Raw genomic sequence first — 23,807 nt, forward strand, 5'->3', positions numbered from 1 at the left:
ACGTCAGGCGACGCGCTTGGCGAGGCCGGACTGCAGGCGCTGCTGGGCCTGCTCGGTGACGACGGCGAGGACGATGACGGCGCCCTTGACGACGGACTGCCAGAAGGTGGAGACGCCGACGAGCACCAGCCCGTCGCTGAGGAAGCCGATGACGAAGGCCCCCATGACGGTGCCGACGATGGTGCCGCGACCGCCGGCGAGGGCCGTGCCGCCGAGCACCGCCGCGGCGATGGCGTTGAGCTCGTACGTGGTGGCGGTGTCGGGGTAGGCCGCACCCAGCTCGGACGTCAGCAGCAGGCCGGCCAGTGCCGCGCAGCAGCCCGAGAGCACGTAGACCGCGATCTTCACCCGGTTGACCCGGATGCCGGCCAGGGTGGCGGCCCGCTCGTTGCCGCCGACCGCGAAGATGCGGCGGCCGAACGGCGTCTTGGTGGTCAGGACGATCGCGCCGGCCGCGACCACCACCATGATCCAGACGGCGACCGGGATGCCGAGCCAGCTGTCCACGCCGATGACGTGGAAGCCGGTGTTGCCCCGGGCGTCCGTGCCGGCCAGGTCGGGGAAGGTGCCGCCGTTGCTGAGCAGCTGCGCGGCGCCGCGGGCGACGTAGAGCATGCCGAGCGTGGCGATGAAGGGCGCCACCTTGAACCGGGTGACCAGCAGGCCGTTGACCGCGCCGACCAGTGCGCCGACGACGATGCCGATCACGACGACGACGGCGACCGAGAAGAAGACGGTGCCGCCGGGCACGTGCAGGCCGGTGAAGAGCAGGCCGCCGGCGACCATGCTGGACAGGCCGGCGATCGAGCCGACGGACAGGTCGATGCCACCGGTGAGGATGACGAAGGTGACGCCGATCGCGAGGATCGCGTTGATGGCGACGTGCTTGGTCATCAGGATCAGGTTGCTCTGCGTCAGGTATTCCGACGAGATCGCGCTGAAGAAGATGACCAGGACGACCAGCACGACCAGGGTGCGCCCGCGCAGCAGGAGCAGCGCGGCCCGGGCGAGGGTGTCGTGGCGGCCGCCCCGGGCCGCGGGCGGCGCCGGGGCCGGCACCTTGGTGTCGATCATGAAAGCGCCCTTTCGGATGCGGAGGCGGCGACGAGGCCCTCCTCGGTGACGTCCGCCGCGGCGAACTCGGCGGTGATGCGGCCGCGGGCCATCACCAGGACCCGGTCCGCCATGGCGCGGACCTCGGCCAGCTCGGAGGAGATGAAGAGCACCCCGTAGCCCTCGGCGGCGAGCCGGGCCATCAGCTCGGCGATCTGCGCCTTGGCGCCGACGTCGATGCCGCGGGTGGGCTCGTCGAGCAGCAGCACCACCGGCTCGGTGAGCAGGGCCCGGGCCAGGACGACCTTCTGCTGGTTGCCGCCGGACAGCGAGGTCACGGCGGCCGCCAGCCCGGGAATCTTGATGGCCAGCTCCTTGACCTGGCCGGCCGCGGTGCGCCGCTCCCGCTCACCCCGCAAGATCCCGGTACGCGCGAAGCGCCCGATCGTCGACACGAGGATGTTGTCCCGCACGGACATGGTCTGCACGAGCCCGTCGCGTTGCCGGTCCTCGGGGACCAGGGCGAGCCCCGCCGCCAGCCGCGCCTGCACGGTGGCCTTCGGTTCCTCCGCCCCGCGGATGCTGACCGTGCCCGCGCTCGCCTTCCGGACGCCCATCAGGCACTCGACCAGTTCCGTGCGGCCGGCGCCCATCAGCCCGTACACCCCGACGACCTCGCCGGCGCGGACGGTGAGCGAGACGTCGTCGACCAGCGGGCGCACCGGTCCCTCGGCCGTCAGGCCGCGCACCTCGAGCAGCACGTCGCCGGTGGGCGCGGAGTTGTGGGTGTAGAGCGAGTCCGGGTCGCGCCCGACCATCTGCCGCACGATCCAGCCGGTGTCGGTGCGGCTCATCGACTCGTGCGCGACGAGGCTGCCGTCGCGGAAGACGGTGACCCAGTCGCCGATGCGCCGGAACTCGTCGAGCTTGTGCGAGATGTAGATGACCGTGACGTCCTGCTCGCGCAGCTCGGCCATCACGCCGAACAGCACGTCGACCTCGTGGTGGGACAGCGCCGACGTGGGCTCGTCCATGATGAGCACGCTGACGTCGGTGAGCAGCACCCGGCCGATTTCGACCAGCTGCTGCTGGCCGATGGGCAGGTCACCCACGAGGGTGTCCGGGCTCAGGTGCTCCTGCCCGAGCCGGGCGAGGACTTCCCGGGTACGCCGCTTCTGGGCGCGCTCGTCGACGAAGCGCCCGCCCCGGCGCAGTTCCCGGCCGGCGAACATGTTCTCGGCGATGGTCAGGTTCGGGAAGAGGCTGAGTTCCTGGTGGATGATCCCGATGCCGAGCGCCTGGGCGTCGCGCGGGCTGCCCAGGCGTACGGGCTCGCCGTCGAGCCGGATCTCGCCGCTGGTGGGCTGTTCGGAGCCGGAGAGGATCTTCATGAGCGTCGACTTGCCGGCGCCGTTCTCGCCGACGAGGACGTTGACCTTGCCCCGGTAGGCCGTGAAGGTCACGTTCTTGAGCGCGCGCACGCCGCCGTAGTTCTTGCTGACGTCGCGGGCTTCCAGCTTCTCCGCCATCTCAGCCGGCCCGCAGCTCGGTGGGGACCAGGAAGATCGTGCCGGGGGCGAGCGCCGAGAACGCCCCGGCGAAGGTCACCGTCTTCCCGGTGACGGCGTCGAGGTCGATCTTCGCGACGACCTCGGTCTTGGCCTTGTCGTTGAGCTTGTTGGCCACGTCGGCGTACTCGATCTGGTTGGTGAAGTCGCCGAACTTCAGCCCGGCGCCGTCGCGCAGCGCCGTGCCCGCGATGACCGGGCCGGTCGCGATCGTCACGGTCAGCGGCTTGCCGCCGGCTTGCGGGACCTCGACGGTCATCGGCCCGGTGGGGACCGTCTTGTCGACCTTGGTCACCGTGCCGGACCCCTTGACCAGGTACGCGTACGGGCTGCCCGTCCCGGCCTGGACCCCGTACTGCTCACCGGCGGCGGCGGGGTCCTTGTCGATCGCGGCGGCGACCGTGGTGACGTCGGTCGCCCCGCTCCGCACCGCCGGGACGACCTTCTCGGTCCAGGCCTGGTCCGCGTAGGTCGTCGCGTCGAACGCCGTCGCCTTGGTTCCCCCTGCGTCCTTGGCCTCGTAGGTGTAGACGCCCGGCACGTGGGCGCAGCCCGCCAGCGCGAACGCCAGCAAGAGGCCGGCCGCCGAGGCGCGGAGTGTGGTGACCGTCATAGTGAATATCCATTCATTGCCGACTGGACATGCAAGTACTGTGAACGCCAGATGTCGTCGTTGTCAACGGTGTGTTTTTTGACGTGTCGCTACTCTTCGTTGACCAAATAGGTGGAGGAGGCGCCGTGAGCCCCAGGCTCGACGCGGACGGGGCGGGGAGCCCGACGGTCCCGGCCGATCACATCCGGTTGCTGACCAAGGTCGCCCGGATGTACCACGAGCGCGGCATGCGACAGCCGCAGATCGCCGCGAACCTGCACATTTCGCAGCCTAGAGTCTCCCGGCTGCTCAAGCAGGCGGTCGCCGCGGGCATCGTCCGGACGGTGGTGATCACTCCCCGTGGCGTGCACTCCGACCTGGAGGAAGCGCTCGAGCAGCGCTACGGATTGACGGAGGTCGTGATCGCGGACAGCGACGGCCAGGACGACGAAATTTCGGTGACCCAGGCGATCGCCGCGGCCGCCGCCGTCTATCTGGAGACCACGCTCGCCCGCCACGACCGGGTCGGCATCTCCTCCTGGAGCGCCACCCTGCTCGCCACGGTCGACGCCATGCACCCCGCCCCCAGCCTGGCCGCCGAGCGGGTCGTGCAGATCCTCGGCGGCGTCGGCGTCAGCGCCGCCCAGAGCCAGGCCACCCGTCTCACCGGGGGCCTGGCCCGGCACACCCGCGCCGACGCGGTCTACCTGGTCGCCCCGGGCCTGGTCGCCACCCCGTCGATGCGCGAGGCGCTGGTCCACGAGCCCTCGATCGCGGCCGTCATCCAGGCGTGGCAGGACCTCACCGTGGCCCTGGTCGGCGTGGGCAGCCTCGAGCCGTCCACGCTGCTGCGCCAGAGCGGCAACGCCATCGCCGACGAGGAGGAGCAGCGCCTGCGCGAGCTGGGCGCGATCGGCGACGTGTGCATGCGCTTCTTCGACGAGCACGGCCGGCACGTCGACTCCGGCCTCGACGACCGCGTCCTGGGCATCGGCGCCGAGACCCTCCGCCGGGTCCCCCGCCGCATCGGCGTCGCCGGCGGCCAGCGCAAGTGGCGGGCCATCCGCGCCGCCCTCACCGGCGGCTGGCTCAACGTCCTCATCACCGACCAGGCCACCGCCGCCGACCTCCTCCGCGACTGAGGCGAGCGGCACCTTCCTCGGCGAGCGGTCCTATCTGGTGCGGGACACGATGAACGGCCGGGCGGGGACGGTCACGGGCATCACGGCCGTCGTCGAGCGGGCCGTCGTGCGGAAGTCCGGCGACCGGCCCTGACAACGCTTTTCCGGCGAACTTGCCACGATGTGAAAGCAGTCCATAACATTGACGCCTGTCGATTAATGTGCCGGGCATGCGTACGTCACGAAGAATCGCCGCCCTGATCGTGGTGCCGGTCGCCGGGCTCGGCCTCACCGCCGTGCCCGCGACGGCCGCCACCACGCTCACCGTCGCGTCCGACGGCTCGGCCACCTATCGCACCGTGCAGGCCGCGGTCAACGCCGTCCCGGCCGGCAACGCGAGCCGGGTCACCATCACGATCAAGGCCGGCACCTACCGCGAGAGCGTCGTCATCCCGGCGGACAAGCCCTACGTCACCCTGGAGGGCCTCGGCTCGACCGCGGCCGCCACGGTCATCGTCAACAACAAGCCCGCCTCGACCGCCGGCACCACCGGGTCGGCCACGGTCTACGTGCAGGCCAAGGAGTTCTACGGCAAGAACCTGACCTTCAGCAACGACTACGACGAGGCGGCCAACGGCTCCTCGCAGGCCCTCGCCCTGGCCCTCTACGGCGACCGCGCCCGGCTCGGCAACGTCCGGCTGCTCGGCGACCAGGACACACTGCTGATCTACAACAAGGCCCGGGCGTACGTCTGGAGCTCCTACATCGAAGGCACGGTCGACTTCATCTACGGCAACGGCAGCGCCGTCTTCTACGCCTGCCAGATCTACGAGAAGCGCAGCACCGGCGGCTACCTGACCGCCGCGAACACCGACGCCAGTTCCCCGTACGGTTTCCTGATCTACAAGTCGACCGTGACCGGCGCCCCCGCCAACCTCACCTACCTGGGCCGCCCGTGGGGCGCCGCCGGCCAGGTCACCGTCCGCGAATCGACGCTGAGCAACACGATCCGCATCGCCCAGCCCTGGACCGACATGTCCGGCAACCCGTGGCAGGGCGCCCGCTTCTACGAGTACAAGAACACCGGCGCCGGCGCGACGATCAACAGCAACCGCCCCCAGCTGACCGACGCCCAGGCCGCCAACTACACCCCGCAGAAGTACCTGGCCGGCACCGACGGCTGGAACCCGGCCGGCTGACCCTTCCGCCCCGGCGCCACCTCACCCGGCGGCGCCGGACCAACACGCGCGTCAGAGCCCCAACGTGGCCTTGACGGTGCCGGTCGCGTCATCCACGTACGCCGCGCATCCCACCGACTTCGAACCGCGGAGACTTCCATAGGCGTTCCGGGCGAGCTGATGCAGCGTGATTCGCCCGACGTACTTGTCGCCGGACTCGCGCATCCCCTCGACGGTCACGTCATCGATGGTCACGGTGGTCCCGTACGCGCCGACGCCCGAGTCCTCCTCGACCGAACGCGCGAGCTCACGCCCCTTCTCCAGGCACGCGGCGGAGGCAGTCTCGGCGGTGAGCTCGGGCCCGGCGAGGCTCGCGTACACCCGGGGAACCCCCACGAACGCCGCCGCCGTCACCACGAACGTGACCACCACGGCCAGCGGCACAGCCGACCGGCCACCACGGCGCGGCCTCCTCCGCCCGCCGGACTCCCCTCCGCCCGGCGCGGAGTCCACCGGCGCGGCACCGACCGGCGCGGGGTCATTCACCGCGATGGTCACCGGCGCTCGATCCGGCACGGCCGGAGTTGCCGGGGCCGGCTCGACGAAGTCGGTCCACCGCTGCCCGTCCCACCACCGGGACGCGGCGGCGTCGATCGGATCCGCGTACCAGCCGGCAGGCACCTGCTGAATGTCACTCATGGGAAGGCCTTCACCGCAGTCGGACGGACGCCGTACCCATCGGCCCGCCGGCCGCCCCCTTGAGAGGTCCGCATCCCCCCGCCGGTCACGGTGGTTCGCGCACCGCGCTCATGAGGTCCGCTCGCCCGGTCACAGCAGGGCGGGGAAGAGGATGCCCGTGGCGGCCGTGCCGATGGCGGCGCCGGCGAGGACCTGGCCGATGGTGTGTTCGCCGAGGCGGACGCGGGCCCAGCAGACGGCGGCCACGACGACGGCCGCTGCGGCCACGGCGGGGCCGAAGACCACGGTGAGCGCGGCCACGGTGCCGGCGGCGACCAGGGCGTGGATCGAGACGCCCCATCCGGTCAGCACGGTGATCGGGGCGGCGACCAGGAGCGACGCGATCATGGCGGCGACGAGGGCGAGGAGCTCGCGGGGCGCGCCGGTCAGGGCCAGGGCGGCGACACCGGCGACCGTGGAGGCGAGCACGGCGGTCAGGGGCACGCGGCGTTGCGTGTGGACGGTGACGTGCTTGTCGGTCCAGTGTCCCCGGCGGACGCCGCGCAGGATGAAGAGCACGGGCAGCACGCTCGCCGAGGCCACGGAGACGAGGCCGTACGTCACCGCCTGGCCGACGGTCCGGCTGGAGTGCCAGGCCACGAGGAGCACCAGCACCGCCACCAGGATGCCCGGCGAGAACACCTCGGTGATCAGCCGGGCGATCCGCCGCGATGTGCTCTCCAAGGTCATCGGAGGACCGTACCGTGCGCCGGGCGCTCCCGGTTTCGTGCCATCGCCGGACGGGATGCACCCGTCAAGATCGGCCGCCCGGCAGGATCATCGACATGAATCGTCTTCTGGCCCTTCCCGTGATCGCCGGCGCACTCCTCCTGTCGGCCGCTTGCTCCAGCGACCAGACGGTCGCCGCCGCGCCGAGCGCCGCCGCACCAAGCGCAGCCGCGCACACGGAGAAGACCGGGGACGCGCCCACCCCGGCCGCCACGAAGAAGAAGGCTGTCGTCGAAGAAGAAGAGAAGGAAGACGCGACCTTCCCCATCGGCGCCGGGAAGCACATGGTCATCCTGCACAGCTACAGCAGCGCCAAGGACACCGCCGTCGTCGAGCCCGCCGAGTTCACCGACGGCGGCCAGTCGTACGAGGGCGACGGCAGCACCTACACGCTGCCCGTCAACCCGTCGCTCAACGTCTTCAGCGTCAACGGCGGCAACCCCGAATGCCTCCAGGGCAAGGGCCGGAACATCACCGGGACCTGCATGGCCGGCGTCGACTGGCTCGAGGAGGAGCTCGCCGGCGGCGCCATGCTCGTCACCATCGCGAACACGGGCGACTCCATCTACGAGATCGCCGAGCAGTACCGGCCCTGAGGCAGCCACTCCTCGAAGGTCTGCACGCCCCGCGGACCCGGCCCGGTGGGCAGCAGCCCGGCGCCGGGGAAGGGCAGCGGCAGCACCGGGCGGCGGCGGGCGCCTCCGGCGGCGATCAGGCGGCGGCACATGCTGACGAGGGACTCCTCCCGCGGGCCGGCGAGTTCGGGGGCCATGCCCTGCGGCGGCTCGGCGATCAGGCCGGCGAGGTGCGCGGCGACCTCGCGGACGGCGACGGGCTGGGTGCGCATGGCCGGCACGACGGCGACCGGTCCCGGCACCCCGGCCAGGATCTGCCCCGCGAACTCGTGGAACTGGGTCGCCCGCAGGATCGTCCACGGGACCGGGCCGCCGCGGACCAGCTCCTCCTGCCGGATCTTGCCCGCGTAGTACGGGGTCCGGACCCGGTCGACGCCGACGATCGACAGCGTCAGCAGGTGGCCGACCCCGGCTTGCCCGGCCGCGGCGAGGAGGTTGCGGCCGGCCGCGCCGAAGAAGCCGGTCGACACCTTGCGGCTCATGGTCGTCACGTTGCTCACGTCGATGACGGCGTCGGCGCCGGCCAGAGCACGATCCAGACCGGTTCCGCGTACGAGGTCGGCGCCCGTGGCCCGGGACAGCGGGACCGGGTCGTGGCCGCGCTCGCGCAACGCCGCCACGACATGCCGGCCGGTGAGCCCGGTGCCGCCCGCTACTGCGATCTTCATGCGTTCCTCCAAGGGAAGTGTCGGCACGAGGACGAGCGGGCGGACCGGGATGTGACACCTTCTACCGTACGGTGATGATCACGCGGTCGTAGCGGGTCAGCGGGAACTCCCCGTCGTCCGTCGCCTGGACGATCACGGAGATGGTCTGGCCCCGCCGGGCGTCGGCCGGGACGGTGACCACGCCACGCGGGCTGACGGCCACCGCGCCTGGATAGGTGCCCTCCTCCCGGTAGTGCCACCACGACGTCGTGAGGTGGTCGCGGTCCGGGTCGGACGTGCGGGCGGTGAGACGTACGGTGGCACCTGGTTGTGCGGTGGTGGAAGCCGGGCGGGCCGTGACCGTCGGCGCGTGGTTGGCCGCCCGGAAGCGCGGGGTCAGCGTCCAGCTCATCCGGGCGGCGAAGTCGTTCTGCGCCGCGTCCGCCCAGCGTCGCGTCGTGTAGCCGGCGATGCCATTCTCCGCCGGCACGAGCGTCCAGAGGTTCGGGCCGGTCCGCTCGGCGCGCCCGCCCCAGCCGCCGAGCGCCGGATTGTCCGGGGCCTGGATGCCGGTGTCCAGCAGAGGGTTGAAGGCCACGTTGTCGCCTTCGGACAGGAAGTCGTACGGGGCGAGCGGCTTGCACCAGCCGCCCGGCGCCTTCTCCGGATCGCCGAAGATGTCGAGCGGGTCGCCCGGCATCGCCTGGCCGTCGAGCCACGAGCGGTAGAGCCGCCCATACGGGCCGATCTGGATGTTCTTCCTGATCCACGCGCCGGAGAACAGGGGCCCGCGCGTGTTGCCTTGGCCCCGGTCGCAGTTGTAGCCCCACGTCGCGTAGCCGGCGGACAGCTCCTCGACCCGGATGCCCGGCCAGTGCGGCGCGATGTAGCTCGCATAGGTCTCGTCCTGGAAGCCACTGGCGAGAATGACGGCCTTCCGTGACACGCGCTCCTTCACGTGTACGCCGAAATCGTCCTCGATCGATTTGAGCGCCCGCGCGATGGTGTTCGTGCCGCCCCACGCCTGCAGGTAGAGCGGGCGCGGATCGCGGTCCAGCAGCAGGTCGCGGATCAGGTCGGAGCCGGGCGTGTCGTGGGCCATGTCGCCCTCGAAGGCGATGTTGCCGACCCGCACCTTGGCCAGCAGGCTCCGCGCGGACGGATAGTCACGGTCGTGCCGGACGAGGTTCGGGTGCACCCGGCCGTACGCGCGCAGTGCCTCGTCCTGGATCGTGCGCGTCCCGGTCCACCGCCACGACGTCTGCGGCGTGGTGTACTCGCGGCCGGGCAGGAAGAACTCGGTGCCCCGGCCGTCGCCGGCCCAGTGGAACCGGCTGCTGGTGTAGACGATGCCCTGGGTGTCGACGTCGTTGGTGTAGAGCAGATAGCGGATGAGCGAGGCGTAGTCGTCCTGCTCCATGTCGGTCGTGACGACGGTCCGGGGCTTGGCGTGCGTCCCGGCCGTCGCAGGCGCGGCGACAGCGGTGGCTCCGAGCAGACAACCGGCCAGGACTGCTGTCCAGTGCTTGAGCATGGGAGCTCCTTTCGGACGGAATATCTATTCACTTCCGAATGGACGTTCCTCCGCATTGAAATTCCTCATTGTCGAGCCGTCAAGGCTCCGTTCGCCGGGCGCGTACCGGTGGAGGTTGAGTTTGTCGTGGATGGCGGCCGGCGGCTTGTGGGCGGCGCGATAGGCCAGGTCCTCGAGGTAGATCCACAGGTTGCTGCCGCGCTTGGCGCGCTCGGCGCGGACGAAGGGTTCGACCGCCGCCCAGATGCGGCCGGCCTGCGGGCCGTTGGAGCCGATGATCAGCTCCTCCTTGACGATGCCGTGGGCGACGAGCTTGCCGAGGTCGTCGTAGAGACCGCCCACCATGCGGATCTGGGAGCGGGCCTCCAGCGGCAGGTCGGTGTAGGGCTGGACGGGCTGGGCGGGCAACTCGTCGAAGACGTACTGCTGGGCGTCGAAGAACTCCTGGGTGCGGAACTGGCTGAACACGTTGAGCACCACGGGCAGGGCGTAGCCGTCCATCGTGGTGCGCGTCTGCCGGAGCGCGAGCATCCCGGAGAGGACGAGCGACAGGACGGAGATGGCGACGGCGACCAGGGCGATGACTGTCTTGGCGTCCATCCGCCGACAATAGATAGATGACGCTCACTTGACGTAGGGGGCGAAAAGGACAAGCATGGGCCGTCGCCGTCACATGGAAGCGCTCCCACCCCCCTTGGAGATCACCATGCGTCATCGCTGGCTCGCGGCTCTGGCCGTGGGCGCCCTCGCTCTCACCGCCCAGCCCGCCCTCGCCGCCGCCGACAAGCCCGTCTACATCCCCACGTCGTGGCAGAGCACCGGCGAGGTGCCGTGGAGCACGGATCGCAGCAAGCAGTCCGCCAACTTCGTCCTGCTCTGGGGCGAGAAATCGGGCACCAATCCGGCGAGTGCCCCGGCGCCCTACACCTTTGACCCGGACAACATTCTCGCGCAGCTCGAGTCGCTCTACTCGTACTACATCAACACGATGAAGTTCACGGCCGAGCCGCAGTACAAGATCGATGTCATCGTCACGCAGACGTGGAATCGCACCGAGCTCAACGCCTGGGCGACCGGCGGCAGCGCGGACGGCAAGGTCGGCGTCATCAACATCGCCCCGGCCGCGGCGCTGCCCGGATCGTGGGGGCTGGCGCACGAGCTCGGGCACGTCTTCCAGAACTCGACATTCTTCGGCCGGTCCGGATACGGCTTCACCGACGCGTCCGCCGGCACCTTCTGGGAGGCGAGCGCCGAATACATGGCGATGCAGGTCTATCCCGACGGTGGCGCCGGGGACCTGACGCGCTTCCTGCGCACGGAGAATCTGGCGTACTCGTCGAGCCGGCATCACTACGGCGCCTGGATGCTCATTCAGTATCTCGTCGACAAGAACGGCGGGATCGGCATCTTCAACCGGTTGTGGAACGAGGCCCGCAGCACCGAGCACCCCCTGGAGACGTACCGTCGGATCGCGGGTCTGACCCAGGCCCAATTGAACGCCGACCTCGCGGGATACGCGCAACACCAGGTGACGTACGACTACAGCAACGCGAGCCACGTGCGGCCGTTCATCACCACCATGTACGGCGCCGGCTTCATCAACGCCTACAACGGTGTGCCCGTCGACGCGGTCGGCCGGCACTACGCGATTCCGGACGCGATCGCCCCCTCCGACTACGGCTACAACAAAATCAGGCTCGTCCCCTCCAGTGACGGCGCGCTGATCAAAATCCACTTCAAGGGCCACGTCAACGCCGCCGCCGGATCCGGCTGGAGCTACGGTTTCGTCGCGGTCAAGAACAACATTCCCCGGTACGGGCAGATCGCCACCGCCGCGGACGGTCAACTGTCGTTCCAGCTCCAGCCGGGCGAGAAGGACGTGTGGCTGGTCGTGCTCGGGGCGCCCGCGACGGTCCACCACTACGGATTCCTCGACGGGTACACGAAGAACTACCGGTATGCGTACGAGTTCGGCATCACGGGCGCCGTCCCGTCCGGTCACGAGCCCGGCTACACCAAGCCGGCCGCGACCGGGGGCGGCCACTGGCACAGCAACGGCGGCGGCTGGGTCGACAACCGCGCCACCGTGGCCGCCACCGCGTACGTGGGTCCGCGCGCCGCCGTCTACGGCAGCAGCACCGTGTCGGGCAACGCGCGCATCGAGGGGCTGGCCTGGGTCAACTCCGGCGCCACGGTCACCGGCAACGCGATCGTCAAGGACAACGCCCTGGTCCAGGGCGGCGCCAACCTGTCCGGCTCGGTCGTCGTCGGCGGTGACGCGGAGCCGGGGGCGGTGTGCGGCTCGGGCACGTACCTGCTCTTCGACCCGAGCCGGACCTGCGACGGCCGCGCCGGGGAGACCGACGTGAACCCGTCCTACGCCCGCTTCACCGACGCGGAGGTGGCCGTCACCGGCTGACTCCGGCGGGGTCAGGGCAGCAGACCCACGGCCCGCACGAGGAGCCCGGCGCCGAGGGCCGTGACGACCAGGGCGCTGATCAGCGGAAGCCGGGCTGCCCAGCGGCCACCGGCCCGGCCGAAGCGGGCGGCGAGGCGCCGGGACCGGAGGAGCAGGACACCGAGGCCCATGAGGACCGCGGCCAGCCCGAGGCTGAAGGACACGATCAGGCCGAGGCCGACGAGCGCGCGGCCGGCGCCGACGGCCACGATCATGACGCCGAGGGCCTCGGGGCAGGGCACCAGGCCACCGGAGACGCCCATGGCGACGACGCCCCGGGCCGTGATGCCGCCGGCGGGGAGGGCATGCGTGTGCGGCCGCCCGCCGTGGCTGTGCGCGTGCGCGTGGTGGTGGTTGTCGTGACTGTGCGCGTGGTGGTGGGCGGCGCCGGCCAGGGCCGGTTCGGGCACCGGGTGCGGCCCGTCCGCGCCGCGCGGCCACCGGCGCCGGACCAGGTGCAGGCCGATCGCGACGACCATGCGGGCCCGGGGTGACGGGGGCGCCGGTGGCCTGCGCCCGGATGCGCACCTTGCCGTATCCCGCCCGCAGGACCTCGGTGCTCATCGTCGTCCGCATGAGCGTGCGGAAGGCGTCGACGTGACACCCGCCATAAGAGGACTCTTCGATACCTCTTTTGGGTTACGGTCCACAGTGTGCGACTCAATCGCTCCACCGACATCGGGTTGCGGATCCTCATGCTGGGGGCGGCCCGCGACGACCGGCTCACGATCGATGAGCTGGCCGATTCGCTCGCCGTCCCGCGCCACCATCTCGCCAAGGTGGTGCAGCGGCTGCAGCACCTGGGACTCCTGGAGACGGTCCGGGGCCGGGGCGGCGGCGTGCGGCTGTCGGCTGCCGCGCGTACGGCGTCGGTCGGGAAGTTCGTCCGGGAGCTGGAGGGGGCCACCGAGGTCGTCGACTGCGAGGGCGAGACCGCCTGCCCGCTCAGCAGCGGCTGCCGGTTGCGGGGAGCGCTGGCCCGGGCGCAGGAGGCGTTCTACGCGACGCTCGATCCGATCACTGTGGACGATCTGACCGCACCGCCCGTACGCGAGGTCCTGCTGACCATCGGCCGGACCGGAAGATAAGGGGGAGGACAATGCTGTCCAGCACCAGCAAGCCCGTCATCGAGGCCACGCTGCCCGTCGTCGGGGAGCACCTCGGGGACATCGCGAGCGTCTTCTACGACACGATGCTCGGCGAGAACCCGGATCTGCTCGATCTGTTCAGCCGCAGCGCGCAGGCCACCGGCGAGCAGAAGTCCGCGCTGGCCGGGGCCGTCGCCGCGTACGCCGGGCATCTGATCGGGCAGGGCCCGGACGCCGCCGTCTTCGACCACATCGCCGAGCGCATCGCGCAGCGGCACTGCGCCCTGGGCATCCGGCCGGAGCAGTACACGATGGTCGGCCGCTATCTGCTCGGCGCCGTCCGCACCGTGCTCGGCGACGCCGTGACCCCGCCGGTGGCCGCCGCCTGGGACGAGGTCTACTGGCTGTTCGCGGCCCGGCTGATCGGCCGGGAGGCGCGCCTCTACGCGATGGCGGACGTCGACGGCGCCGAGCCGTGGCGCCGCTACACGGTGGTCACCAAGGTCGCCGAGGCCGAGGACGCGGTCTCGCTGGTGCTCTCCCCCGCCGACGGCCGCCCCGCGCCGATCTTCCTGCCCGGCCAGTACGTGACCGTCGCCGCCACGCTGCCCGGCGGCTCCCGGCAGCTGCGGCAATATTCGCTGTCCCAGGCGGCGACCGGCGGCACGCTGCGCATCACCGTCCGCCGGGTGCGCGGCCGCAACGGCACCCCCGACGGCGTGGTCTCCGGATGGCTGCACGACGTGGTCCGGCCGGGCGACGAGCTCACTCTCAGCCAGCCGTACGGTGACCTGACCCTGCGGGGCGGCGCCGAGCCGCTGGTGCTCGTCAGCGCCGGCGTGGGCATCACCCCGATGGCCGCGATCCTCGAGCACGTCGCCCGTCACCAGCCCGACCGCCCGGTCGTCGCGGTCCACGCCGACCGCAGCCCCGGGCGCCACCCCCTGCGCGCCGACATCCTCCACCACGGCGCCCGACTCCGTTCCTTCGACCACCTGACCTGGTACGGGCCCGCCGACGTCGACGCCGTCCCCCTGCCCGGCAACGCCCGCGTCTACCTCTGCGGCCCGGTGCCCTTCATGCAACTGATCCGCGCCGCTCTGCACCAGCGCGGCGTGCCCGACGACCGCATCCACTACGAGGTCTTCGGCTCCGAGCAGTGGCGCCCGGCGGCGCTGGCTCAGGCCTGAGGGATCAGCTCCTCGAGGGGCACGGCCGGGTCGGCCAGGCGGGCGGGGTCGACCGGGCGGCCCGCGGTGATCAGGTCCTGGATGCGGTCGGTGACGTCCCAGACGTTGACGTTCATGCCGGCGGCGACACGGCCCTCGGACGTCCAGAAGACGAGGCACTCGCGCTTGTCGAGGTCGCCCCGGACCACCACGTCATAGGCGACGCCGGGTTCCAGCAGGCCAGCGTACTCCAGGCCGAGGTCGTACTGGTCGGTGAAGAAGTAGGGCACGCGCGCCCACGGCGTCCCGTTGTCCAGCATGGACCGGGCGGCCGCCGGGCCGGAGTGCAGGGCGTTGGCCCAGTGGTCGACCCGGACCCGCCGCCCGTAGAGCGGGTGCTGCACCGCCGCGATGTCGCCCGCCGCGAAGATCGACGGGTCACTCGTGCGGTGGTAGGCGTCGACGAGCACCCCGCCCTCCACCGCCAGCCCGGCCCGCGCGGCCAGGCTCACGGTCGGGACGGCGCCGATGCCGACCACGACGAGGTCGGTCTCGACGGCGGTCCAGTCGTCGAGGAGCACGCGGCGGACGTGGTCGTCGCCGAGTAGCTCGCGCACGCGGGTGCCGAAGCGGAAGGTCACCCCGTGCTCGCGGTGCAGCCCGGCGAGCATGCCGCCGATCCGCTCCCCCAGCACCCGGTGCAGCGGGGCCGGCGCCGGCGTGACCACGGTCACCTCGGCGCCGCGCTCCCGGGCGGCGGCCGCGACTTCGAGCCCGATCCAGCCGGAGCCGAGCACGGTGACGCGCCGGCCGGCCGTCAGCTCCGCGGCCAGCGCGAGCGAGTCCTCCCACGTGCGCAGGTAACGCACGCCGGCCAGGTCGCCCCCGGGCCCCGGCCAGCGGCGCGGGCTCGACCCTGTGGCGAGGAGCAGTTTGTCGTACGGAATCCGCTCCGGCCCGGCCACGACAGCGCGCCCGCCGCGGTCGATCGCCGTCACCGTCACGCCGGTCCGCAGCTCGACGTCGTGGCCGGCGTACCAGTCGGCGTCGTGCACGAACGGGCTCCCGGCCGCGCCCAGCAGCAGCCCCTTGGACAGCGGCGGCCGCTCGTAGGGGCGCCGCTGCTCCGCCCCGGCCAGCACGATCCGGCCGCCGAACCCCTCGGCGCGCAGGGTCTCGGCGGCCTTCGCCCCGGCGAGTCCCGCCCCGGCGATCACGAACGTCTCGGATGAAGCCATGCCGTGCCGCCTTCGGGGATTGCCTGCTCAAGTGCCTGGCAGTGTAGTGCGCCCGGCCCGATCCCGGCGTGCCACAAATCACCCCGATACGCTCGATCGTCGTGACGCTCACCATTGAAGGAGATGGCCCGCCGGTCGGGTCTCGCCGGTCGAAGACCAGCCCGGGGTCCCGCACGTCCACCCGCACCCGGTACTCCTCGTCGAGCAACCGCCGCACCGAATGCCGCCCCACGTGCCGGCAGCTCCGGTCATCAGGACCGACGTCAACCCCGCCCTGCTCTTCCCCACGCTGCTCTGACTCGGGGCCGGTACTGCTCGGCGATCTCGTCGATCGAGTCGCCGGTGTTCGCAATGGTGACGAGCAACCCGCCCCGCCGATCTGCTCCTCGAGCCAGTCGGTCCCGGCTGTGCAGCTCCGGTCATGGCGTAGCCCTTGCCGTCCATGCAGTCCGGGTCACCCCCGTTGACGTTGAACACGTTCACCGACGAAGCGACCGGCAACGTGTACGTGCTCCCGTCCCCGGCGAACGACTGCCCACCGTCGGTGAACTTCGTGGGACGACGCCGTTGTCCCGACGGCACGAGTGCGGGATCACTTCACCACCACGGCCGGACTGATCTGCGCGGTGTCGTACCGGCTGTAGGTGCCGGACGGGGTCAGCTGGGAACACGCGACCCCGAGCGAGTAACGCTCCCCTCGTACAGCGGTCAAGGTCGTGCGGCCGTACCTGTTGCCTTGCTCATCCCCCATGTAGCCCGTGATCGCCGTGATGCTGACCTTGCGCTTGACGTCTCGCACCATCAGGATGCCGTAACAGATGTCGTTCGCCCGGGCCATGCTCACACCGCGCACGTTGACTGCGACGCTGAACTTCGTGCCCGCTCTGACCGCCGGGTTCCACCTGTCGACGCCGGGATCACCTGTCGAGATGATGCCGGACAGCCCCGCGCTCGCCGAAACCACCGTGAAATGTCCCCGGCTGCTCTCGTAGTCGTGTTCGACATATCCGGCCGAAGTGGTCTTGTTGACCGCGGCCGCCGCGGGAGCGGCAAGCGAGAGCGCGAGCAGGACCGAGCCGGCCAGAGTCGTCCAGCGTCGTGATGTGCGGGTCATGTGCGCCTCCGGACGGCCTGATGCCAAGGACATGCCTATGGTCGGCAGCCGGCGGTGCCTTCTTGAGGATCCAGGGCTCCTAGCAGGTTGGCGCCCCACGCCGGCTCAGGCGGCCACCCGGCTTCCTGAACGAACGGGCACTCCTCCGCGCCGAGCAGCAGCCCGTTGGACAGCGGCGGCCGCTCGTAGGGACGCCGCTGCTCCACCCCGGCGATCACGAACGTCCCGGATGACGCCATGCCGCGCCGCCTTCGGGGGATCTTCTGGTCAAGTGCCCGGCAGTGTGGTGCGCCCGGCCCGATCCCGGCGTGCCACGAATCACGCGGCTACGCGCGAGAGGGCAAGCGTGACATGAGTGACAAAAGCTGCAGACCGACCGCGACGGCAAAGCACAGGTCCGCCGCGAGCTCGAAGCACTCCTCCAGCGACTGCTGCACGCGCTCCTGGGCGAGCGTCCACGTCGCCGGGTCGATCGAGTCGGTGCCGACCGCGACGAGAGCGCAGGCGATGCCGGTGAGCAAGGCGATGCGCGCGCCCCGGTCGTCCCGGAAGCAGCGGGCCACGCGGGGCAGCACGAGCAGACCGGCCACCGCATAGGCGAGCATCAGGAAGTCACCCGGCGCCACCCACGGCAGGAAGGGCACGGTGACATCCGCGGGCGCCAGCAGCTGATCGCGAACGCGTTCGTGCACGGCGAACCGCTCGTCGACAGCCAGCGCGGCGAAGCCGGCCCCCAGCAGCAGCCAGCCCCGGCCCATTCCGGTACGGGCGGCCGCCGCCAGCGCGCACCCGGCCGCGACCAGTACCAAGACGACGCTTTGCAGCCAGGTCATCGCCGTCTGCTCGGGCGCGATCTCCAGCCACCAGCGGGGCCAGCGCGCCGCCCCGAGCACCAGCGGCGTGGCCACCGCGACGCCGCCCGCGCCCGCGACGAGCACCCGCCGAGCCGCAGTGCCGGGCGTGACGGCCGCTTCGACGGCGCTCACTCGGCCACGCTCACCGGGCGCGGCCAGGTCACCACGTCGAGCGGCGCGCCCTCGGCGGCGGCGATCAGGCGGCGTCCCCACGCCTCGGCGCCCTTGCTCATCGTCTCGTCCCGCCACCAGGCGCTGTGCCCGGTCTGCAGGAGCCGGCCCTCGCGCACCACGTCGTCGTACGCCGGGTCGCGCAGGTCGTCGTCGACGCCGTAGCCGCGCAGGTGTCCGGTGCGCAGCGCGGCCACGGCGGCGCCGGTGTCCACCAGCGCGGCGCGGGCGGCATTGACCAGGAACGCGCCGGGTCGCATGACGGCCAGCTCGGCGGCCCCAATGATCGGCCCGCCGCCGTACCGGTGACTTGCGCACAGCGCCACCACGTCCGCACTACGCAACAGCTCCCGCAGCCCGACGCTGCCGGTCGCCGCCGGGTCGGTGCCCATGACCCGCATGCCCAGGCCCCGGCCTCGCTCGGTCACCGCGCGCCCGATCCGGCCCAGCCCGACAACCCCGAGGGTACGACCGGTCAGCTCGACACCCCGCAACGAGATCCCGGGCTCCACCAGCCCCCGCGCACGGTCGTTCGCCAGGTGCAGCCGGGTCGCGAGGGACAGCATCAGCGCGATGGTCTGCTCCGCCACACCGACTGTCGCGTAGTCCGGCAGCACCGAGAGACCGACACCGCGCCGGGCGAGCAGATCGGTGTCGATGTGGTCGTGCCCGGTCGCGTACAGCACCACCCCGCGCAGCCGCGGCGCCCGGTCGAGAAGTGCCTCGTCGAGCCGCGGCAGACACACGTTGGTGGCGCCCAGCAGATCCATCGACGCGAGCATGGCCGCGGCCTCCGCGGGGCCCGGGGCGCCGGCCAGGGCGGCCGCCCGCACGTCGGCCAGCTCGCTGAGCCGCTGCCAGTGCTCCGGAGTCAGGCTGGCCCGGCCCTGCCTGCTCAGCAACAGCATGTGTGGTCGTGCCACGTGGTACCTCCCGATTCTGGTGGGACACAACGTAAGCCGGGAGGCGGACGCCGGACGCGGAACGCCGATCGGTCACCGGTTCGGGCTACCGGCTTCTCATGCCGGGCCCGCCGCGGACGATGGTGCGGGCGTGAGCCGAACGGGATGGGCTGCGGCGGGCGGGGCGGCCGGCACGCTGGTCGCCGGACTACTGATCGTCATGGGCGTACAGACGCACCAGAGCTCGGAGACCGCCGCGCGGGCGGCCCGGGAGGTCGCCGACATCCGGGCCACGGCGTCGGCAGCGGCCGCAGCCGACCAAGCCGCGACGGAGAAGGCCGCGGCCGACAAGGCGGCAGCGGACAAGGTCGTGGCCGACAAGAAGGCGGCGGACAAAGCCGCAGCCGACAAAGCCGCGGCCGACAAGAAGGCGGCGGACAAGGCCGTGGCGGACAAGAAGGCCGCCAAGCGGTCCGAGTTGCTCGCGCGGTCGACAGTGGACGCGTACTTCCGCGCCATCAACGCCACGAACTACCGGACCGCGTACGACCTCGGCGGCCACAACTTCAACTCGTCGTACGCGTCCTTCCGGGCGGGGTTCGAGAACACGGCCTCCGACGAGTGGGACATCACCGGGGTGTCCGGCAATCGGGTCTATCTCACGCTGACCGCCTACAACTTGGACTGCACGACGCAGGTGTGGCGCGGCTACTACGTGGTGACCGCCGGCGAATTGAGCAGCGCGCACCTCACCGGCGGCCGGTTCCAGCCCAGCCGCTACTGCGACTGACTCCCAGGGTGGATGCCCCGGCGCTCGAGGGTGGCCCACAGATCGCGCAGGACCGCCGCCTCGTCGATGACGAAAGCGGACTGCGCCACCCGGAAGAACTCCCAGCCGCACCGGGCCAGTTCGCGCTGCTTGGTCATGTCGGCCTCGTGGCGGTCGGGGCCGGCCCACGTGTCGCCGTCGCAGATGACGGCGAGTTTGCTCTCCGCGCCGACGACGACGAGGTCGAGGGTGTGGCCGGGCGTCTCGTACCTCGGCACCACGGTGTAGCCGCGCGCGACCAGCCGGTCGTGGACGGCCTGCTCGAACGCGGTCCGGGGCAGGGCGACCGGGGTGGCAGCGACCGCGGGCGGTTCGTAGCAGAACTCCAGCAGCTGGTGGCGCAGGTCCTCGGGGTCCTCGATGTCAGCCGCGCGCACCGAGTGGAAGACCCACATCTGGTCCTTGGCCCGGGACGCGGCCACGTTGTAGCGCTGCAGATACATGTCCGCGGTCGCCGAGCCCAGGCGCCGGTCCGGCTCCAGGGCGGTGACCATGCTCAGGAACATGACGTCGCGCTCGGAGCCCTGGAAGTCGGCGGAGTCGCCGCAGCGCAGGTCGCGGCGCTCCCACTCGGCCGGGTCGAGGCGTTGCAGGAGCAGGCTCTCGATCAACTTGGCCTGGTGCGGGCCGCGCAAGGAGATGACCCCGAAGGTACGGCCGGCATAGCGCGGGTCGGCGACGCACGCGACGATCTGGTCGGCGATCGCCTCGGCCTCGGGCGGGTTCGTCTTGTCGCTCGCGCCCCGGAGATAGCCGCCTGCCACGTGCACCGGCTTGATCGGCTCGAGCCGGTCGGCGCCGTACTGGCGGACCGGGACGAGGCGGATGCGCTCGGGCTCGTACGCGATGCGGTTGGAGAACTCGATGATCTCGGGCACGCAGCGGCGGTGCTCGACCAGCGGGATGTGGCCGCCGAAGCGCATCTTGGCCTCGTCGAAGAGGCTGCGCTGCGGGTCCTGCCACGACGCGCGGTACTCGTCGTCGAAGAGGTACTGCTGGGCGAGGTTGCGCAGGTCCTGCTGGTCGACGCCGACGGCGGAGGGCGACACCTGCTTGTCGTCGCCGATGACGACCATGGTCGGCGCGAGGTACTGCAGGAACGTGGCGGACAGGCCCGCCTGTGACGCCTCGTCCACGATGACGACGTCGAACATGTTCGCCTGCACGCGCAGCTGCTCGGCGACCCGGTAGATCGGCATGATCCAGACGGGGACGGACGGCCGGCAGCGGTCCATGGCCTGGCGGATCTCGGCGCGGCGCTGGGCGGCGTACTTGGCGGTGCCCTTGCCGAGGCGGCGGACCAGCTGGCCGTACTGCTGGAGGTTGGCCCGCGCGGAGCCGGTGATGCGGTCGGGCGAGGCGGCGTGCTGCCAGGCGCGGGCCGCGGCGAGCTCGCCCACGTGGCGGCGGATGGTGTGCTCGGTGTCGGCGGCCTCCTGCTGCAACGTGTTCACGTCGGCCGGGCGCTGCTGGGTCAGCCACGCTCCGACGACCAGCCAGGTCCAGGCGTCGGCCCAGCCGGCGAGGCGCTCGTCCCACGCGGGGTCGGCCGCCGTCGCGGCGATCGCGTCGCGCAGGGCGGGGGCGCGGTAGCCGAGGGCGGCGGCGAGCTCGTCGCGATGGGTGCTGAGCGCGCGGACTTCGTACAGGCGGATCAGGCGGTGGACCGCCGCGCTGTAGGCGACCGGGTCGCGCTGCTGCACGGCGGCCACGATCGCGGGCAGCGCGGGCGACGGGCTGGCCTCGTGCAACGACGGCACGACGGGCAGGGCCGCCGCCTCGACGGCCGTGCGGGCCGCGTCCAGCGCGTCCTCGGCCGCCGCCGCGTCCACCAGCGCGGCATAGGCGCGGACGCCTGCCGGGTCGGTCCAGTCGGGGCGCGGCAAGCGCCGCTCGGCGAGACGTTTTTCCTGCTCCGCGTACGCGGCCCCGAGCGCGAGCACCCGTTCCAGCTGCTCCAGCTCGGCGAGGTGCCAGGCGAGCCGTTCCCCCGGACTGCCCTGCATCGGGACCGCCGCCGGGCCGGGCCAGGCCTGGTCGAGGTCGCGCAGCAACGGCTGGGCCTGGGCCCACGCCACGAACCGGCCCAGCGACTCCGGCGACGCCGGGACGTTGCCGTCCACGCTGACCTGCAGCAACAGGTCGCGCGCCGCCTTGACCGGCTTGGCCGTGAGCACGCCCAGGGCCGGCATCCCGTCCGCGGCGATCTTCACCCGGCCGCCGGCGCCGAGGTGGTGCTTGAGCTGCTGGGCCTGCACGACCAGCGGGGTCAGGTCCGCGGTGGGCACATTGATCGTGGCGCCGCCGAACTCGTCGACCAACGGCTGCGCGCGGGCGACCAGCTGACGAACACGTTCGGCGCGTCCCTGCCACGTGCGCATGCGCCCGGCGCCGGCGTCCGACACGGCCTCCGCCATCCAGCCGGGCCCACTTCGGACCAGCGAGTCGGCGGTGTCGGCGAGGCGGTGCAGATATTGGCGCAACGACTCGCGCTCGGCCGGAGGAAGCGCACGCAGCGAGGCGTACGCGGGATGGTGTGTCTGCTCCTCGATCTGTGAGCACGCCGTCCAGGCCGCGGCCTCGGCGGCCACCGCGGCGGCGAAGGCGGACGGGGCCGGCAGGGCGGACGGGTCGACCAGCGTGTCGTAGGCCGGGCCCTCGTCGGCGGTGAGGGCGTCGTCGCGCAGCAGCCGCAGCCACTCGGCGACGCGGAAGGCCGGCAGCGGCGGCTCGTCGTCCGGCGCGGCGGGCGCCCACACCCGGATCCAGCCGTGACGCGGCTCGTCGGCCCGGTGCGCGGCGGCGATGGCGGCGAGCGTCCCCCGGTACGGGCCCTGCTCGTGCCGCGTGATCTCGGCGGCCCGCGCGTCCACGATGCGCCGCTTGACCCCGGACAGGTGGCGGCGCAGCTTGTCGATGGCCATGAGGTGGTGCTCGACGGTCCGCGTGCAGCGCTGCTCGTCGTAGTCGACGGCCTGCTGCGAGATGGTGTCCACGGCCACTTTGAGGTCGGTCAGGTCCTCGCGGGACGCCCCGACCACGGCCACGGAGAGCGGGCGGATCGCGGCCGGCAGCTTCGCGCGTACCTCCTTGAGGGCTCTTTCGGTCTGGGCCGTGACCAGCACGCGCTTGCCCTGGGCCAGCAGATGGCTGAGCAGCGCCGCCGCGGTGTGCGTCTTGCCGGTCCCGGGCGGGCCCTGCACGAGGGTCTGCGCGTGCCGGTCGACCTGCTGCAGGATCTTGAGCTGCTGCTCGTTGACCGGCAGCGGCGTGAAGACCTCGTCGTCCACCGTGACCATCGCGCCCGGCGTCGGGTCGGGGCGCACCTTCGGGCGGTGATCAGGATCGACCAACGGCAACAGCCCCTCCGGTACGGTCTGCGCGCTGAGCAACTGCGCCCGGACGGTCTCCAGCAGCTCCACCACGCCCTGCCGGTCGCGCCGCCGCAGCACGATCGCGGGCGCGAGACTCACCTCGGCGGTCGCGAGCGTCGCCCGGCTCGGCGGCTCCGACTCCTGGTAGCGCGCGTCGGGGTCGAGACTGTTCGCGATGCGGTGCAGCACTTCGCCGATCGCCTTGCGGTGCAACGGATGATCCGTGTACGACCGGGCGACGTCCCGGGCCTCGGTCAGGTGCCGCGACTGGGTCAGCTCCGAGTCGAGCATGTCGAGCTCGATGCGCAGCGCGTCGGTGGCCTCCGTGGCGTAGACGCGCAGGGTGCCGCTGACCGGCTCGAGATCGATGGCGATCGGGGTGGTCACCAGGTGGCGGCGGACGGGCTCATGACCCTCGGGGTGCCACACCAGGTAGCCGAGCGCGAGGACGAGCTCCTGCTCCTCCGGATTCGCCGTGGCCTCCGCTTGCATGGCGAAGAGCTGCGCGTACGCGTCGCGCAGCAGCCGGTCCTCATCGGTCTCCGGCGGCGTGTCCAGCCGCTCGAGATGGCCGATCTCGTCGCCGGGCCCGGGCGCGTCGGTCCAGTGCGCGAACTGCACGGCGGGCTGCCGGGGCAGGTCGTCCGCCCACACCAGCTGGTACCCGTCGGACGTGCGCGGCGACGACGCGGTGGCCTGCTGCGCCCGGGCGAGAAACTCGAAGAGCCGCACGGCACGGTCCAGCCGGCTCGTCGGCGCGGTGGTCTTGGGCTGCACCTTTCGCACCATAACGGCAGGAACCGGCAACGCAGGGC

General features: G+C 71.7%; 22 protein-coding genes. 7 read left to right on the forward strand and 15 right to left on the reverse strand.

Going from position 1 to position 23,807, the window contains the following annotated elements:
• Positions 1-3: 3 nt before the first annotated feature.
• Genes RAN62_RS17210 through RAN62_RS17220 form a run of 3 tightly spaced genes read right to left on the reverse strand, consistent with a single transcriptional unit; the run spans position 4 to position 3,234 of the window.
• Positions 4-1,074, reverse strand: coding sequence for an ABC transporter permease (locus tag RAN62_RS17210; protein WP_305785670.1), 1,071 nt, complete (start codon positions 1,072-1,074; stop codon positions 4-6).
• The gene (locus tag RAN62_RS17215; protein ID WP_305785671.1) at positions 1,071-2,582 is read right to left on the reverse strand and encodes a sugar ABC transporter ATP-binding protein; all 1,512 of its coding nucleotides are present in this window, start codon (positions 2,580-2,582) and stop codon (positions 1,071-1,073) included. The genes RAN62_RS17210 and RAN62_RS17215 overlap by 4 nt, the downstream gene beginning before the upstream one ends.
• A 1-nt stretch (position 2,583) precedes the next feature.
• Positions 2,584-3,234 (reverse strand): DUF2291 family protein, encoded by a 651-nt coding sequence (locus tag RAN62_RS17220; protein ID WP_305785672.1) that lies wholly within the window; start codon positions 3,232-3,234, stop codon positions 2,584-2,586.
• Between the two features lie 125 nt (positions 3,235-3,359).
• Between RAN62_RS17220 and RAN62_RS17225 the strand changes: the two genes are divergently transcribed.
• Both RAN62_RS17225 and RAN62_RS17230 read left to right on the forward strand, forming a co-directional pair.
• The gene (locus RAN62_RS17225) at positions 3,360-4,355 is read left to right on the forward strand and encodes a sugar-binding transcriptional regulator (RefSeq protein WP_305785673.1); all 996 of its coding nucleotides are present in this window, start codon (positions 3,360-3,362) and stop codon (positions 4,353-4,355) included.
• Positions 4,356-4,564: 209 nt separating this feature from the next.
• Entirely contained in the window at positions 4,565-5,533 is a 969-nt protein-coding gene (locus RAN62_RS17230) for a pectinesterase family protein (RefSeq protein ID WP_305785674.1), read from the forward strand.
• 51 nt (positions 5,534-5,584) lie between these two features.
• Here RAN62_RS17230 and RAN62_RS17235 read toward each other — a convergent pair whose 3' ends face one another.
• Together RAN62_RS17235 and RAN62_RS17240 are read right to left on the reverse strand one after the other, a co-directional pair.
• Positions 5,585-6,211, reverse strand: a complete 627-nt coding sequence (locus tag RAN62_RS17235; RefSeq protein WP_305785675.1) for a DUF2510 domain-containing protein — start codon at positions 6,209-6,211, stop codon at positions 5,585-5,587.
• Between the two features lie 129 nt (positions 6,212-6,340).
• A complete protein-coding gene (locus tag RAN62_RS17240; RefSeq protein ID WP_305785676.1) occupies positions 6,341-6,940 on the reverse strand; it encodes a phosphoesterase PA-phosphatase in 600 nt (199 codons plus the stop codon).
• A gap of 95 nt (positions 6,941-7,035) precedes the next feature.
• Here RAN62_RS17240 and RAN62_RS17245 point away from each other — a divergent pair, with 95 nt between their 5' ends.
• Positions 7,036-7,575 (forward strand): hypothetical protein, encoded by a 540-nt coding sequence (locus tag RAN62_RS17245; protein ID WP_305785677.1) that lies wholly within the window; start codon positions 7,036-7,038, stop codon positions 7,573-7,575.
• On the opposite strand, the gene RAN62_RS17250 is transcribed toward RAN62_RS17245, so the two are convergent.
• The 3 genes from RAN62_RS17250 to RAN62_RS17260 all read right to left on the reverse strand — a co-directional run bounded on the left by RAN62_RS17250 (position 7,545) and on the right by RAN62_RS17260 (position 10,395).
• Positions 7,545-8,282 carry an SDR family oxidoreductase gene (locus RAN62_RS17250; protein ID WP_305785678.1) on the reverse strand — a complete coding sequence of 246 codons (738 nt, stop codon included), beginning with the start codon at positions 8,280-8,282 and terminating at the stop codon, positions 7,545-7,547. The two genes, RAN62_RS17245 and RAN62_RS17250, sit on opposite strands and share 31 nt — an antisense overlap.
• A 61-nt stretch (positions 8,283-8,343) precedes the next feature.
• Positions 8,344-9,795, reverse strand: a complete 1,452-nt coding sequence (locus RAN62_RS17255) for a nucleoside hydrolase-like domain-containing protein (protein ID WP_305785679.1) — start codon at positions 9,793-9,795, stop codon at positions 8,344-8,346.
• Positions 9,796-9,819: 24 nt separating this feature from the next.
• Positions 9,820-10,395 carry a DUF4760 domain-containing protein gene (locus RAN62_RS17260; protein ID WP_305785680.1) on the reverse strand — a complete coding sequence of 192 codons (576 nt, stop codon included), beginning with the start codon at positions 10,393-10,395 and terminating at the stop codon, positions 9,820-9,822.
• A gap of 106 nt (positions 10,396-10,501) precedes the next feature.
• On the opposite strand from RAN62_RS17260, the gene RAN62_RS17265 reads away from it, so the two are divergent.
• Complete coding sequence (locus RAN62_RS17265; RefSeq protein WP_305785681.1) at positions 10,502-12,214, forward strand: DUF6055 domain-containing protein; 1,713 nt, start codon at positions 10,502-10,504, stop codon at positions 12,212-12,214.
• Between the two features lie 11 nt (positions 12,215-12,225).
• Here the strand turns inward: RAN62_RS17265 and RAN62_RS17270 are convergent, their stop codons facing one another.
• The gene (locus RAN62_RS17270) at positions 12,226-12,732 is read right to left on the reverse strand and encodes an urease accessory protein UreH domain-containing protein (RefSeq protein WP_305785682.1); all 507 of its coding nucleotides are present in this window, start codon (positions 12,730-12,732) and stop codon (positions 12,226-12,228) included.
• Between the two features lie 174 nt (positions 12,733-12,906).
• On the opposite strand from RAN62_RS17270, the gene RAN62_RS17275 reads away from it, so the two are divergent.
• Complete coding sequence (locus tag RAN62_RS17275) at positions 12,907-13,341, forward strand: RrF2 family transcriptional regulator (protein WP_305785683.1); 435 nt, start codon at positions 12,907-12,909, stop codon at positions 13,339-13,341.
• Positions 13,342-13,352: 11 nt separating this feature from the next.
• Positions 13,353-14,531 (forward strand): globin domain-containing protein, encoded by a 1,179-nt coding sequence (locus RAN62_RS17280; protein ID WP_305785684.1) that lies wholly within the window; start codon positions 13,353-13,355, stop codon positions 14,529-14,531.
• On the opposite strand, the gene RAN62_RS17285 is transcribed toward RAN62_RS17280, so the two are convergent.
• The 5 genes from RAN62_RS17285 to RAN62_RS17305 all read right to left on the reverse strand — a co-directional run bounded on the left by RAN62_RS17285 (position 14,522) and on the right by RAN62_RS17305 (position 18,810).
• Positions 14,522-15,748, reverse strand: coding sequence for an NAD(P)/FAD-dependent oxidoreductase (locus tag RAN62_RS17285; RefSeq protein ID WP_305785685.1), 1,227 nt, complete (start codon positions 15,746-15,748; stop codon positions 14,522-14,524). The genes RAN62_RS17280 and RAN62_RS17285 overlap by 10 nt on opposite strands.
• A gap of 592 nt (positions 15,749-16,340) precedes the next feature.
• Positions 16,341-16,862 (reverse strand): hypothetical protein, encoded by a 522-nt coding sequence (locus RAN62_RS17290; RefSeq protein ID WP_305785686.1) that lies wholly within the window; start codon positions 16,860-16,862, stop codon positions 16,341-16,343.
• Between the two features lie 35 nt (positions 16,863-16,897).
• On the reverse strand, positions 16,898-17,101 hold the full coding sequence (locus tag RAN62_RS17295) for a hypothetical protein (RefSeq protein WP_305785687.1): 204 nt from the start codon (positions 17,099-17,101) through the stop codon (positions 16,898-16,900).
• Positions 17,102-17,188: 87 nt separating this feature from the next.
• Positions 17,189-17,848 (reverse strand): DUF8692 domain-containing protein, encoded by a 660-nt coding sequence (locus RAN62_RS17300; protein ID WP_305785688.1) that lies wholly within the window; start codon positions 17,846-17,848, stop codon positions 17,189-17,191.
• On the reverse strand, positions 17,845-18,810 hold the full coding sequence (locus RAN62_RS17305) for a 2-hydroxyacid dehydrogenase (RefSeq protein WP_305785689.1): 966 nt from the start codon (positions 18,808-18,810) through the stop codon (positions 17,845-17,847). The genes RAN62_RS17300 and RAN62_RS17305 overlap by 4 nt, the downstream gene beginning before the upstream one ends.
• A gap of 130 nt (positions 18,811-18,940) precedes the next feature.
• On the opposite strand from RAN62_RS17305, the gene RAN62_RS17310 reads away from it, so the two are divergent.
• The gene (locus RAN62_RS17310; RefSeq protein ID WP_305785690.1) at positions 18,941-19,579 is read left to right on the forward strand and encodes a hypothetical protein; all 639 of its coding nucleotides are present in this window, start codon (positions 18,941-18,943) and stop codon (positions 19,577-19,579) included.
• Here the strand turns inward: RAN62_RS17310 and RAN62_RS17315 are convergent.
• Complete coding sequence (locus RAN62_RS17315; protein WP_305785691.1) at positions 19,567-23,769, reverse strand: PDDEXK-like endonuclease domain-containing protein; 4,203 nt, start codon at positions 23,767-23,769, stop codon at positions 19,567-19,569. The genes RAN62_RS17310 and RAN62_RS17315 overlap by 13 nt on opposite strands.
• Between the last annotated feature and the right edge of the window lie 38 nt (positions 23,770-23,807).

The sequence above is a fragment of the Symbioplanes lichenis genome (assembly GCF_030709675.1).
In the GTDB taxonomy this organism is placed as follows: domain Bacteria; phylum Actinomycetota; class Actinomycetes; order Mycobacteriales; family Micromonosporaceae; genus Actinoplanes; species Actinoplanes lichenis.

Bases quoted from the DNA above. Each gene is read 5' to 3' on its own strand.
- RAN62_RS17255 (WP_305785679.1), bottom strand. From the start codon at position 9,795: ATGCTCAAGCACTGGACAGCAGTCCTGGCCGGTTGTCTGCTCGGAGCC.
- RAN62_RS17235 (WP_305785675.1), bottom strand. From the start codon at position 6,211: ATGAGTGACATTCAGCAGGTGCCTGCCGGCTGGTACGCGGATCCGATC.
- RAN62_RS17290 (WP_305785686.1), bottom strand. From the start codon at position 16,862: ATGACCCGCACATCACGACGCTGGACGACTCTGGCCGGCTCGGTCCTG.
- RAN62_RS17285 (WP_305785685.1), bottom strand. From the start codon at position 15,748: ATGGCTTCATCCGAGACGTTCGTGATCGCCGGGGCGGGACTCGCCGGG.
- RAN62_RS17295 (WP_305785687.1), bottom strand. From the start codon at position 17,101: ATGGCGTCATCCGGGACGTTCGTGATCGCCGGGGTGGAGCAGCGGCGT.
- RAN62_RS17270 (WP_305785682.1), bottom strand. From the start codon at position 12,732: ATGGTCGTCGCGATCGGCCTGCACCTGGTCCGGCGCCGGTGGCCGCGC.
- RAN62_RS17260 (WP_305785680.1), bottom strand. From the start codon at position 10,395: ATGGACGCCAAGACAGTCATCGCCCTGGTCGCCGTCGCCATCTCCGTC.
- RAN62_RS17220 (WP_305785672.1), bottom strand. From the start codon at position 3,234: ATGACGGTCACCACACTCCGCGCCTCGGCGGCCGGCCTCTTGCTGGCG.
- RAN62_RS17215 (WP_305785671.1), bottom strand. From the start codon at position 2,582: ATGGCGGAGAAGCTGGAAGCCCGCGACGTCAGCAAGAACTACGGCGGC.
- RAN62_RS17210 (WP_305785670.1), bottom strand. From the start codon at position 1,074: ATGATCGACACCAAGGTGCCGGCCCCGGCGCCGCCCGCGGCCCGGGGC.
- RAN62_RS17240 (WP_305785676.1), bottom strand. From the start codon at position 6,940: ATGACCTTGGAGAGCACATCGCGGCGGATCGCCCGGCTGATCACCGAG.
- RAN62_RS17250 (WP_305785678.1), bottom strand. From the start codon at position 8,282: ATGAAGATCGCAGTAGCGGGCGGCACCGGGCTCACCGGCCGGCATGTC.
- RAN62_RS17245 (WP_305785677.1), top strand. From the start codon at position 7,036: ATGAATCGTCTTCTGGCCCTTCCCGTGATCGCCGGCGCACTCCTCCTG.
- RAN62_RS17230 (WP_305785674.1), top strand. From the start codon at position 4,565: ATGCGTACGTCACGAAGAATCGCCGCCCTGATCGTGGTGCCGGTCGCC.
- RAN62_RS17265 (WP_305785681.1), top strand. From the start codon at position 10,502: ATGCGTCATCGCTGGCTCGCGGCTCTGGCCGTGGGCGCCCTCGCTCTC.
- RAN62_RS17280 (WP_305785684.1), top strand. From the start codon at position 13,353: ATGCTGTCCAGCACCAGCAAGCCCGTCATCGAGGCCACGCTGCCCGTC.